Origin of the sequence: Methylobacterium sp. E-041 (genome assembly GCF_022829665.1) — a bacterium.
Taxonomy (GTDB): Bacteria; Pseudomonadota; Alphaproteobacteria; order Rhizobiales; family Beijerinckiaceae; genus Methylobacterium.
On the sequence record NZ_JAKSYQ010000140.1, the window covers coordinates 18,692 to 31,110 of the forward strand.

At 69.6% G+C, this 12,419-nt stretch carries 8 protein-coding genes and 1 pseudogene; 8 read left to right on the top strand and 1 reads right to left on the bottom strand.

All coding sequences use genetic code 11. The features are described 5' to 3' along the window. Window positions 1-89 precede the first annotated feature (89 nt). The 3 genes from MKK70_RS13085 to MKK70_RS13095 all read left to right on the top strand — a co-directional run bounded on the left by MKK70_RS13085 (window position 90) and on the right by MKK70_RS13095 (window position 3,735). A complete protein-coding gene (locus tag MKK70_RS13085) occupies window positions 90-1,307 on the top strand; it encodes a CaiB/BaiF CoA-transferase family protein (RefSeq protein ID WP_147840769.1) in 1,218 nt (405 codons plus the stop codon). Further along, window positions 1,304-2,227 (top strand): hydroxymethylglutaryl-CoA lyase, encoded by a 924-nt coding sequence (locus MKK70_RS13090; protein ID WP_243948226.1) that lies wholly within the window; start codon window positions 1,304-1,306, stop codon window positions 2,225-2,227. The genes MKK70_RS13085 and MKK70_RS13090 overlap by 4 nt, the downstream gene beginning before the upstream one ends. Before the next feature lie 185 nt (window positions 2,228-2,412). Then, on the top strand, window positions 2,413-3,735 hold the full coding sequence (locus MKK70_RS13095; RefSeq protein WP_243948228.1) for an MFS transporter: 1,323 nt from the start codon (window positions 2,413-2,415) through the stop codon (window positions 3,733-3,735). Window positions 3,736-3,847: 112 nt separating this feature from the next. Here MKK70_RS13095 and MKK70_RS13100 read toward each other — a convergent pair whose 3' ends face one another. Continuing rightward, entirely contained in the window at window positions 3,848-6,205 is a 2,358-nt protein-coding gene (locus MKK70_RS13100; protein WP_243936627.1) for a transketolase, read from the bottom strand. A gap of 125 nt (window positions 6,206-6,330) precedes the next feature. On the opposite strand from MKK70_RS13100, the gene MKK70_RS13105 reads away from it, so the two are divergent. The 5 genes and pseudogenes from MKK70_RS13105 to MKK70_RS13125 all read left to right on the top strand — a co-directional run. Then, entirely contained in the window at window positions 6,331-6,798 is a 468-nt protein-coding gene (locus tag MKK70_RS13105) for an Lrp/AsnC family transcriptional regulator (protein ID WP_243948230.1), read from the top strand. An 882-nt stretch (window positions 6,799-7,680) separates the two neighbouring features. Beyond that, window positions 7,681-8,862 (top strand): DegT/DnrJ/EryC1/StrS family aminotransferase, encoded by a 1,182-nt coding sequence (locus MKK70_RS13110; protein WP_243948232.1) that lies wholly within the window; start codon window positions 7,681-7,683, stop codon window positions 8,860-8,862. Then, window positions 8,862-10,295 carry an NAD(P)/FAD-dependent oxidoreductase gene (locus MKK70_RS13115; protein WP_243948234.1) on the top strand — a complete coding sequence of 478 codons (1,434 nt, stop codon included), beginning with the start codon at window positions 8,862-8,864 and terminating at the stop codon, window positions 10,293-10,295. Before MKK70_RS13110 ends, MKK70_RS13115 begins: the two co-directional genes overlap by 1 nt. A gap of 100 nt (window positions 10,296-10,395) precedes the next feature. Continuing rightward, window positions 10,396-11,259: pseudogene (gene rfbA, locus MKK70_RS13120) on the top strand (glucose-1-phosphate thymidylyltransferase RfbA); the annotation flags it as partial. A gap of 224 nt (window positions 11,260-11,483) precedes the next feature. Further along, the coding region (locus tag MKK70_RS13125) for a mannose-1-phosphate guanylyltransferase (RefSeq protein ID WP_243948244.1) at window positions 11,484-12,419 on the top strand (936 nt) is incomplete at its 3' end.

The window sequence follows — 12,419 nt, forward strand, 5'->3', positions numbered from 1 at the left end:
CTTCGGAGAACGCGGGGTGATGCATCGCGTTTGGACAGCGTGCACCCGATCCAATACCGATCGACCCAAAGACAATGGAGGGAACGGCCATGCCAGGCACCGGCGAAGCATCGCCCAAGGGTCCGCTCGACGGGATCCGGGTCCTCGAGCTCGGCCAGCTGATCGCGGCACCGTTCGCCACCAAGATCCTGGCCGAGTTCGGCGCCGAGGTGATCAAGGTCGAGTCGCCGGGGGACGGCGATCCCCTGCGCAAGTGGCGCAAGCTGCACGAGGGAACCTCGCTCTGGTGGTACCTGCAATCTCGCAACAAGAAGTCGATCGCGATCAACCTGAAGGCGCCCGATGGGCTCGCGGTGGTCAAGGACCTCGTGCGGAGCGCCGACGTGGTGGTCGAGAACTTCCGGCCCGGCGGTCTGGAGAAGCTCGGCCTCGGGTGGGACGTGCTCTCGGAGCTGAACCCCAAGCTCGTGATGGTGCGCATCTCCGGCTACGGCCAGACCGGGCCTTATCGCGACCGGCCGGGCTTCGGCGCGATCGGCGAGTCGATGGGCGGCATCCGCTTCACCACCGGCAGCCCGGACAGCCCGCCCGCCCGCGTCGGCGTCAGCATCGGCGACACCCTGGCCTCGCTCCACGGGGTGATCGGCGCGCTGATGGCGCTGCTCCACGTCAAGACCGCCGGCGGCCAGGGCCAGGTCATCGACGTCTCCCTCGTGGAGAGCGTGTTCAACGTGATGGAGAGCTTGGTCCCGGAATACGACCTGCTCGGCGAGGTCCGCACCCGCACCGGCGGGGCGCTGCCCGGCATAACGCCCTCGAACACCTACCCGACGAAGGACGACGGCTTCGTCGTCATCGCCGGCAACTCGGACCCGATCTACCGCCGCCTGATGACCGTCGTCGGCCGGCCCGACCTCGCCGACGACCCGGCGCTGCGCAGCAACGACGGCCGCTCGCGGGTGGCGGGCATGATCGACGGCGTGATCGCGGACTGGACCCGGGCGCACACCGTGGACGAAGCGCTCGCAGCGCTCGCGGCGGCCGACGTGCCGGCGGGACGGATCTACTCGGTGGCCGACATCGTCGCCGACCCGCACTACCGCGCCCGCGACATGATCCTCGACGCGGAGCTGCCAGGCGGCACCCGGGTGAAGATGCCCGGCATCGTGCCCAAGCTGTCCGGCACCCCCGGGGCGGTGCGCTGGCAGGGACCGGCGCTCGGCGCCCACACCGATTCCGTGCTCGCCGACCTCGGCCGCGACGCCGAGACCATCGAGCGCCTGCGCCGCGAGGGAGCCGTGCAATGACCGAAACCGCCATGCTGATCCAGGAGGTCGCCACCCGCGACGGGTTCCAGATCGAGCCGCGCTACGTCGAGACCGCCGAGAAGATCCGGCTGATCGACGCGCTCTCGGCCGCTGGCTTCTCGCGGATCGAGGTCTCGTCCTTCGTCTCGCCGAAGGCCGTGCCGGCACTTCGCGACGCGGCCGAGGTCTTCGCCGGGATCGCCCGGCGGCCCGGCACCGTCTACGTCGCCCTGGTGCCCAACCCGAAAGGCGCCGAGCGGGCGCTCGCGGCCGGCGTCGGCGAGGTCAACCTCGTCGCCTCGGTGAGCGAGACCCACAACCGCGCCAACATGGGCATGAGCCCGGAGGCCTCGATCGAGGGGTTCGGCCGGATCATGGAGACACTGAAGGGTACACCCGTGTCGACGAACGCCACGGTGGCCACCGCCTTCGGCTGCCCGTTCGAGGGCGACCAGCCGGCCGACAAGGTGATGGCACAGGTCGAGCGATACCTCGCGCTCGGCATCGCCGGCGTGACGCTCGCCGACACCACCGGCATGGCCAACCCGCGCCAGGTGGAGCGCCTGGTCGCCCGCGCGCTGGCGATCGTGCCGGCCGAGCGGCTGACCCTGCACTTCCACAACACCCGCGGGCTCGGGCTCGCCAACGTGCTCGCGGCCTACGGCGCCGGCGCGCGCCGGTTCGATGCGGCGCTCGGGGGCTTGGGCGGCTGCCCGTTCGCGCCGGGCGCCACGGGCAACATCTGCACCGAGGACCTCGTCAGCATGGCCCACGAGATGGGGATCGAGACAGGCCTCGACCTCGAGGCCCTGCTCGGCCTCTCCCGCGACCTGCCGCGCCTCGTCGGCCACGACGTGCCGGGCCAGGTCGCCAAGGCCGGGCGCCCCTGCGATCTGCACCCGGTCCCGCAAGCGGCATGAGCCGCCCCGTCCCTCATTCGGCGTAAGCCGTCCCGTCGATCGGGCGGCCTGAGCCGCCGACCGAACCGATCCGCGTCGGAAGCCTCTCGGAGAAGGCGGCTCCGCCGTGCTCGCGCGCATCCTGCCCGACGGTCGTCCGCGACCGGCCGGCAGGGGCGCCCGCCGCCCCGTTCCAGGAGGAAACCATGACCGCCGCCACGACCGGCCCGCTCGCGGGTCTCGACGTCATCACGGAGAGCAGCGTGGTCCGCAAGGCCGCTTGGCGGCTGATGCCGCTGATCATGGTCTGCTACATGTTCGCGTTCTTCGACCGGATCAACATCAGCTTCGCCAAGTTCCAGCTCCAGAGCGACCTCGGCTTCAGCAACGTCGCCTACGGGCTCGGGGCGAGCATGTTCGTCGTCGGCTACGTGATCTTCGAGGTCCCCTCGAACCTGTTGCTGTACAAGGTCGGCGCGCGGCGCTGGATCGCCCGGATCATGATCTCCTGGGGCATCGCCACCGCCCTGATGGTCTTCATCAGCACCGAGTGGCACTTCTACCTGCTGCGCTTCATCATCGGCGCGATGGAGGCCGGCTTCGCACCGGGCATCCTGTATTACTTGACGCTGTGGTTCCCGGCCTCGTTCCGCGGCCGCGTGACCTCGTTCATGTTCGTCGCCTCGGCCTTCTCCGGCATCTTCGGGGCGCCGGTGGCGGGGCTGATCCTCGGCGGCCTCAACGGCACGGCGGGGCTCGCCGGCTGGCAATGGCTGTTCCTGGCCGGCGGCCTGCCCTGCCTGGTGCTGGGCGTGCTGGTGTTCCTGCGTCTCGACGATCGGATCGCCGACGCGCGCTGGCTGACGCAGCCGGAGAAGGACCTGCTCGCCTCGAAGATCGCCCACCACAACCGCGACATCGGCGACCACTCGCTCTGGGGCGCGATCAGGCAGCCGGGCTTCCTTCTCATCGCCCTGGTCTACTTCCTGCTGCAGGTCGGCTCGTACGGCCTGAACTTCTGGGGGCCGGACCTGATCAAGACCGCCACCGGCGGCACCGCGGCCTCGGTCGGCTTCCTCACCGCGATCCCCTACATCTGCGGCGCGATCAGCATGGTCGTGATCGGGCGCCTGTCCGACGCCTCCGGCGACCGGCCGAAATTCGTCGCCGGCCTCGCGGTGGCGGCGGCCATCGGCTTCTTCGCCGCCGGGCTGTTCGACAAGCAGATCGTGCCGCTGATGATCGCCCTGGCGCTGGTCGGCGCCGGCATCGTCGCCTCGATCCCGACCTTCTGGACGCTGCCGGCCAAGCTCGTCACCGGCGTCGGGGCCGCCGGCGTCATCGCGCTCATCAACACGCTCGGCCAGTTCGGCGGCATCGTCAGCCCCGTGGCGGTCGGCTGGGTGAAGGACCTGACCGGCTCGACGACGCCCGCCCTCTACGGCATCGGCATCCTCTGCCTGGTCGCGGCCGGCCTGCTGATCTTCGCATCGCCCGCCAGCCTGCGCCGCAACGACCGCAATCCCTGATCCGGCCGGTCCTCGGCGGTCCCACACCCGCCGAGATCTCGCCCTGCGAGGAAGCCCGGGCGATCACGCCGATGTCGAGCCGCATCGGGTCGCGCAGCGTCACGTGCGGCGCTCAGGCGATGCGCAGGTTGCGGATCGGCCGCTCGGGTGCCAGCGCCAGGGCAGCCTTGGCGATGCCGCGGGCATCGAGGCCGTAGTGCCGGTAGAGATCGGCGACGGTGCCGGTCTGGCCGAAGCGCTCGACGCCGAGCGCCCGGGTGCGGTGACCCTGCACGGCACCGAGCCAGCCGAGCGTCGCCGGGTGGCCGTCGATCACCGTGACGAGCCCGCAATGCGGCGGCAGGCCGGCGAGCAGGGCCTCGACGTGGCTCCGCGCCGTCCGGTCGCCGCCCTCGCGGGCGCGCTGCGCCGCCGTCCAGCCGGCATGGAGCCGATCGGCGGAGGTGACGGCGAGCAGGCCGATGTCGCGCCGGTCCTCGGCCATCAGGCCCACCGCCTCGATCGCCTCGGGCGCGACGGCGCCGGTATAGGCGACCACGATCTCCGCGTTCGGGCCGGGCTCGCGCAGCCAATAGCCGCCGGCGACGATTGCGTCGGACAGGGCCGGCGTCATCGTGCGCTGCGGCTGCGCGATGCTGCGGGTCGAGAGCCGGAAGTAGACCGAGCCGCCCTCCGGCCCCTCGAGCTGCACATGGTCGAGGGCGTGCGCCATCAGCACCGACAGCTCGTCGACGAAGGCCGGCTCGAAGCTCGACAACCCGTCCTGCGCCATCCCGATCAGCGGCGTGCCGATCGACTGGTGGGCGCCCCCTTCCGGCGCCAAGGTCACGCCCGACGGCGTCGCCGCGAGAATGAAGCGGGCATCCTGGTAGCAGGCGTAGTTCAGGGCATCCAGGCCGCGGCTGATGAACGGATCGTAGAGCGTGCCGATCGGGATCAGCCGCTCGCCGAACAGCTTGTGCGACAGGCCCAGGCCCGAGAGCAGCAGGAACAGGTTCATCTCGGCGATGCCGAGCTCGATGTGCTGGCCCTTGGCCGAGAAGTCCCAGGTGAAGGTCGAGGGGATGCGCTCCGCCTTGAACAGGTCGCGCAGTTCCTCCCGGGCGAACAGGCCGCGCCGGTTCACCCAGCCGCCGAGGTTCGTCGAGACGGTGACGTCGGGCGAGGTGGTGACGATGCGCTCCGCGATCGGCGCGTCGGATCGCGCCAGCTCGTTGAGGATCAGCCCGAATCCCGCTTGCGTCGACTGCGTCGGCTGGCGCGGGCATGGGAAGCCCGACGGCACCGGCAGGCGCGGCGCCGTGCGCATCCGCGGCCCCTCGGCGAAGAACGGCGCCGCGTCGATGAAGCGGCGCAGCTCGGCGTCCGGCAGCGCCAGCCCCTCGAACGGCTCCCATTCGCGCCCCTCGCGCACGCCCATGCTCTCGCGGAGCAGCGCGGTCTGGGCCGGGGTGAGCAGCCCGGAATGGTTGTCCTTGTGGCCGGCGAGCGGCAGCCCGAAGCCCTTGACCGTGTAGGCGATGAACACGGTCGGGCGATCGTTGTCGGCCGCCTCGAAGGCCCGGATCAGGTTGGTGAGGTCATGCCCGCCGAGGTTGCCCATCAGCGCGGCCAGGGCGGCGTCCGAACGGCGGTCGATCAGCGCCAGCGCGTCAGCGTCGTCGGCGAGGTCCGCTTCGAGGCGGCGGCGCCAAGCCGCGCCGCCCTGGAAGGTCAGGGCCGCGTAGAGCTGGTTCGGCGCGGTGTCGATCCAGGCGCGCAGCCGCGCCCCGCCCGGCTCGCGGAAGGCCGCGTCCATCAGAGACCCGTATTTCAGGACGACGACGTCCCAGCCGAACGAGCGGAAGATCTCCTCGAAGCGCGTGTACAGACCCTCGCGGATCACCGCGTCGAGGCTCTGGCGGTTGTAGTCGATGATCCACCAGGTCCGGCGCAGGCCGTGCTTCCAGCCCTCCATCAGGGCTTCGAAGATGTTGCCCTCGTCCATCTCGGCATCGCCGACCAGCGCCACCATCCGGCCTTCCGGCCGGTCGAGGCCCCAGCCGTGGGCGCGGACGTAGTCGCGCACCAGCGACCCGAACAGCGTCTGCGCGACGCCGAGGCCGACGGAGCCGGTCGAGAAGTCGACGTCGTCGGTGTCCTTGGTCCGCGACGGATAGGATTGCGCGCCGCCGAAGCCGCGGAAGGTCTCCAGCTTCGCGCGGGTCTGGTTGCCGGCGAGATACTGGATCGCGTGGAAGATCGGGCTGGCATGGGGTTTGACCGCGACGCGGTCCTCCGGACGCAGCACCGCGAAGTAGAGCGCCGTCAGGATCGTCGCGAGGGAGGCCGACGAGGCCTGGTGGCCGCCGACCTTCATGCCGTCCGGATTCGGGCGGAGGTGATTGGCGTTGTGGATCATCCAGGTGGAGAGCCACAGGGCCTTGCGCTCCAGTTCGGTCAGGCAGGGCAGGCGCGGGTCGCTGTGCATCGGTTCGGCCTCTCGGAGATGGCCTGAGGATGCCACCACGAACGCGGCAGGAATTGCCAATCTCGGCGTGCCGAGCGCAAATCTCGGCAGGATCCGCTAATCCAGCGGGGTTTTGAGGTGAGTTCATGCAGGATCGACGAATCGATGCGATCGACCAGAAGATCCTGTCCGAGCTGCAGCGCGACGGGCGGGTGACGATCCAGGATCTCGCCGGCCGCGTCGGCCTTTCGGCCTCCCCGTGCCTGCGCCGCATCCGGATGCTGGAGGAGGCCGGCATCCTCAAGGGCTACGTGGCGCTGGTCGATCAGGCCAAGGTCGGCCTGCCGATCAGCGTGTTCGCCTCGGTGAAGCTCGAGCGCCAGCGCGAGGAGGAACTCGACCGCTTCGCCGAGGCCGTGGCGCGCTGGCCGGAGGTGGTGGAGTGCTACCTGATGACCGGGCGGCACGACTACTTGGTGCGCGTCGTCGTCCCGGATCTCGCCGCCTACGAGCGCTTCCTGAAGGACAAGCTCACCCGCCTCGACGGGGTCGGATCCATCGAGTCGAGCTTCGCCCTGGGCCAGGTGAAGTACACCAACGTGCTTCCGGTCTGACCGCGCGCGGCCGGCGTGGAAGCGAAGGGCTCGGTCGCCGGACCGTCGTCCATCGGACCGGCTTCCCCATGGACCGACCGGGCGGCCTTGCGCCGGGGCGGTTCGGAAGGCCTGTTGCGACCGCCATGGTCCGACAGAACGTCATTACCAATCCATCCAGCGGCGCCCGCCCGTGCCGGATGTGGGGGGCTGAAGCAATCGTCACCCCGTCGGGCAGCGCCGCGGGCGGCGCGGCGCCGTCGCCTTCGACAGGATCGGCTCGGACGAAGCGACGAAGGGCAACCGCATCGCCCGGATCCGGCAATCTCGGTATTCGAGCAGAATCGGGACCCGTCGAATGCGGACCATCTTCGCGTGAAACGACACCATCGAGGCCTTTCAGGCCGCGCGGACGGCATCCTGCGAGACACCGGCGATCTTCGCGGTGTTCCCGATGGACGTATTCGCTTGGGCCGAAACGGATACATCATCGGCGCCAACCCTAACCCTTTTGCGCGTGCGAACGCGTTCGGCGATGCCCCGTCCCTCCGTGGTCGCGCTGAGGAACGGTCGCCGGAAGACCCCTGAGCCGTGGCCGCGCGCGATGGCCCGCGACGGCGCGTGACAGTGCCGAGGAACCTGCAGGTGAATTTTTCCAATATTCCGCAGCTGTATACGGCCGATAATTGATTTAATTCGCAGCAACTCGATCGCTCTGCTGTCATCCCGACATCTCCCCAAATCATGAAGCCTGATATCCGCCTCCGAGCGATTTTGGGCTAGTCATTAATATAGGCGTTCTGTGAGTTGAATAGAAAAAATACTGCCGCCATGCTTCTCGCGTCGGGGATCAGTTCTCACGAACGGCGATCAAGGCGAATTCAGTAATTCTGAGGTCTCACCATGACAGTGCGAGCGCTGGAAACCATCGCAGCGAACTATCTGCCCCTCACGAAGCCGGATGCGCCGCGCCTGAGCGATCACGTCAGCGAGCTCCAAGAGATCGAGAGATCCTGTTGGTTGAGCAATTATGGGCCGACCAATACGCGACTCGAAGCGGCGATGATCGAGAACGTCTTCGGCGGCATCGGTTCGTGCCTCACCGTCTGCAATGCGACGAGCGGATTGATGCTGGCGTTGAAGCTGGCCGCCGAACGGTCCGGGCCGACCGCGCGCTACGTCATCATGCCGGCCTTCACGTTCGCGGCGACGGCCCATGCGGCGCTGTGGGCAGGCCTCACGCCGCTGCTGATCGACGTCGATCCGTCGGATTGGTGCGCCTGCCGGATCGCCGAGGACGAGGCCTTGAGGGCCCATGCCGGAGAGGTCGTCGCGATCATGCCGTACGCGACCTTCGGGGCGTGCATCGATCTCGCGCGCTACGATCGCCTGGCGCAGGAACACGATGTTTCGATCGTGATCGACGCCGCCGCCTCGCTCGGATGTCTCGACCAGCTCGGTCGAGCCTTCGGCACCGGCTCCCCGCACATGATCGTCTATTCGATGCACGGCACCAAGCCGTTCGGCGTCGGCGAGGGCGGACTGATCTACAGCACCGATGGCGAGACGATCGCGCTCCTGCGGAGCATGGCGAATTTCGGCTTCGACAGCGAGCGCTCGGCCGTGCTGCCGGGGATGAACGCCAAGATGTCGGAGGTCGCCGCGCTCGGCGCCCTCGTCCGCCTCGGCGATTTCGAGGAACGCGCTCGGCACAGGCAGATCCTCACCGCCGCGTATCGCGAGGCGTTGCGCGACTTCTCGATGCAGCAGGCGCCGGGCGAGCGCATCGTCTATCAGTTCATGCCCGTGCTGCTCCCGGTCGGATCGGCCGCGAGCAGGGACGCGATCCGTGCGGACATGGCACGGATGGGCGTCGGCACGGGGAGTTACTTCAGCCCCCATGTCGGGCAGCAGCCCTACTTCCAGCAGCGGTGCGTCTTCGGCGCGCTTCCCGTGGCCGATGCGCTCAGCGCGCACGTCGTCTCACTCCCGCTCTCGGATTTCCTCACCGTCGCGGATGTCGGCCGGATCTGCGAGGCGTTTCGCACGGCCTGCGGCGCCCAGGCTCGGGAGCAGGTGGCGTGATGGCCCGGCGTGCGCCGAAGGCGCCGTTCCGCACCACCATCGTCGGCGGCGGCCCGGCCGCGCTCGCGCCCCTCGTGGCGGCCTCGCGAGACGGGCGCCTCGACGAGATCCTCGCCGGCGGCGTCGCCGTCATCGAGGCCGGGCCGATCCTCGGAGCCGGACGCCTCGGGCGCTACGCGATCTGGTCCGACAGCACGGCCGAAACCTTCCTCACGGCGGTCACCGATCACGCCGACCCGCGGCTCGGCCAGCTGGTCGACCATCCCCTGTGCCGGGAGTTGCGGGGCTACGGAAAGGGATCGATCCCGCTGGAGAAGGCCGGGGCCCTGATGGTCCTGATCGGCGAGGTCCTCCACAAGGCGATCCTGGATGCCGGGGGGCTGGTCCTCGTCGATCACGAGGCGAGGAGCGCCCACCGCGACGCGGACGGGCTGTGGCACACGAAAACCTGCAGCAGGACGATGGGCACGACCTTCGAGGTCGTGTCGGACACGCTGCTCCTCGCCACCGGCGGCGCACAGGATCCGGCGCGGCTGCTCGAGGAGCCGGTCGCGGGCCGGCCGCTCCTGCCGGCATTCGCCGGCAAGATCCTGCAATCCGACGATGTCCTGCGACAGGGCGGCACGGAGCGCCTCGCTCGCTTCCTGCTGGGCCGCGCCGAGCCGCGCATCGCGATCGTCGGCGGCAGCACGAGCGCGGTCGCGACGGCGGTGCTGCTCCTGAGAACCCTGCCCGAGGAGACGAAGCGGCCCGGCAGCATCCAGATCCTGCATCGGCGCCCGCTGCGGATCTTCTATCCGTCCTCCGAGGCGGCTCTGGCCGACGGCTATACGGAGTTCGAGCCTCGCGACATCTGCCCGGTGAGCGGCTTCGTCTTCCGGTTCGCCGGATTCCGGACCGAATCCCGTGACCTGATCATGAACGTCAAACGCATCGGCGGGCGGCCGGGGGACCCGCGTGTCGTTCCGATGCTCATCGACGGCGCGGATCCGGCCCCCGCGCATCGCCTTCTCGAGGAGGCCGACGTCATCGTCGCGGCGCTGGGTTATCGACCGAGGCTGCTGCCCCTGTTCGATTCGAGCGGTGCACCGATCCGCCTGACGGGAAACACGTCCCCCCGTCCCGCCGTGGATGGTGCCTGTCGGGTTCTCGACGCGAAGGGCCGGCCGGTCGTCGGCGTGTTCGGGATCGGTCTCGCCGCCGGCTTCAGGCCGGCCGGTGCCCTCGGTGGCGAGCCGAGCTTCGTCGGTCAGGCAAACGGGCTGTGGCTCTGGCAGACGGCCGTCGGCTCGATGCTGCTGGACAATCTGCTGACCGCCGCGCGCGAAGACGTCGCGCCCCCATCGCCGTTCGCGCTCGACCTTCACGTGCTGGAGCAGGCGGCGGGGATCGGTGCGGCGCCCGACCTGAGACCGGCCGCCGCGGCGCGGTGAGGCCTGGATCGCTTCGGGCACGTCCCGGCGGAGCGTCGGATGTTTCGGATGATGATCGCGTCCCCGGCGGGGCGCGGTCGAGCAGGAGGAGTGGGTCGCCATGAAGGGCATCGTCCTCGCCGGAGGGTCCGGGACCCGGCTTCACCCGGCGACGCTGGCCATCAACAAGCAGCTGCTCCCGATCTACGACAAGCCGATGATCTACTATCCGATCTCGGTGCTGATGCTGGCGGGCATCCGCGAGATCCTGATCATCTCCGCGCCCGAGCACCTCGGCAGCTATCAGCAGCTGCTCGGCACCGGCGAGCAGTTCGGCCTGCGCTTCACCTATGCGGTGCAGCCCAAGCCCGAGGGGCTGGCCCAGGCCTTCATCATCGGGCGCGACTTCGTCGGAACCGACCCGGTCGCCCTGGTGCTGGGCGACAACCTGTTCTTCGGGGCCGGCCTCAAGAACCTGCTCGTCCGCGCGGCGATGCGCGAGCGCGGGGCGACCGTCTTCGCCTATCACGTCGACGGCCCCGAGGCCTACGGCGTCGTCACCCTGGACGGGCGCGGCCGGCCGCAAAAGCTCGTCGAGAAGCCGATCCGCCCCGAGAGCCACTGGGCCGTGACCGGGCTCTATCTCTACGACAACCGGGTGCTCGACATCGCAGCGGCGACGAGGCCTTCGGCCCGGGGCGAGCTGGAGATCACCAGCGTGAACCAGGCCTACCTGGAACGCGGCGAGCTGCACGTAGAGCTGCTGCGGCGCGGGTATGCCTGGCTCGACACCGGCACGCACGACAGCCTTCTCGAAGCCGGCGAGTTCGTGCGGACGCTGCAACGGCGGCAGGGGCTTCAGGTCGCCTGCCTCGAGGAGATCGCCTATCGGCAGCGTTTCATCAGCCACGAGCAACTCGTCGCCCGCGGCGAGCTCTTCGCGAAGACCCCTTACGGCCAGAACCTGCTCCGCTTGGCGCGCGACAAGCAGCCGGCCAAGCCGATCCATCTCATGGTGAAGGCCCCGGGCCAGATCCTCCCGCGCGAACCGGCGCCCCATCACCGCGACATCCGCGTCGCGTGAGCAGCATCGCGCGCATGGAGCCCCGCGCGCGATCGCCGATGCCGTTCTTCAGCAAGCCCTGCAGATCGGATCGGTCTCATCGTCAGCGAGGCTGCCGAAACCCTTCCGATCCGGATCGAGTCGCCATGACCTACCACGTGTCTCCGAGCGTGCTGTCCCTGACGAAGCACGGCGATCGCAAGAGCCCGGTCCGCCCGGTGATCCTGTGCGGCGGCTCCGGCACGCGGCTGTGGCCGGCCTCGCGCGAGAGCATGCCGAAGCAGTTCTCGCGGCTGGTGAACCCGGATACCTCGACGTTCCAGGCCGCCGCGTTGCGCGTGGCCGATACGCCGGACTTCGGCCGGCCGATCGTCCTGACCTACGCGGATGCCCGCTTCATCGTCGCCGAGCAGCTGGCACAATGCGGCGTCGCCGCCGACATCCTGCTCGAGCCGGAACGACGGGACTCGGCGGCCGCCGTCGCGGTCGCGGCCGTGCACGCGGCCCGCACGGACCCGCAGGCGGTCGTGCTCATCCTCGCCGCCGACCACGTCATCGGCGACACCGAGGGCTTCCGGCAGGCCGTGGCCGAAGCCGCCGAAGGCGCGCGACGGGGCATGATCATGACGCTCGGCATCGAGCCGACGCGCCCGGCGCGCGATTACGGCTACATCCGGCCCGGTGCGGGCCTGGAGGAGCTTCCCGGCCTGCACACCGTCGAGCGCTTCGTCGAGAAGCCGGACCTGGCCGGTGCCGAGCATCTGATCGCGGAAGGCGCGCTCTGGAATTCCGGATACTTCCTGTTCCGGGCCGACACCATGATCGCCGAGCTCGAGGCGCACGTGCCCGAGGTGATCGGCGCCGCCCGGGCGGCCGTGGATGCGGCCACCACCGATCTCGACTTCGTCCGCCTCGACGCAGCCGCCTTCGCCGAGGCTCCGAAGATCTCGATCGACTACGCGGTGATGGAGCGCACGACGCGCGCCGGCGTGCTGCCGGTGTCGTTCCCGTGGTCGGACGTCGGCACCTGGGACGCGGTCTGGCAGGTGCTGCCGCAGGACGCCGCCGGCAACGCGGTGCGC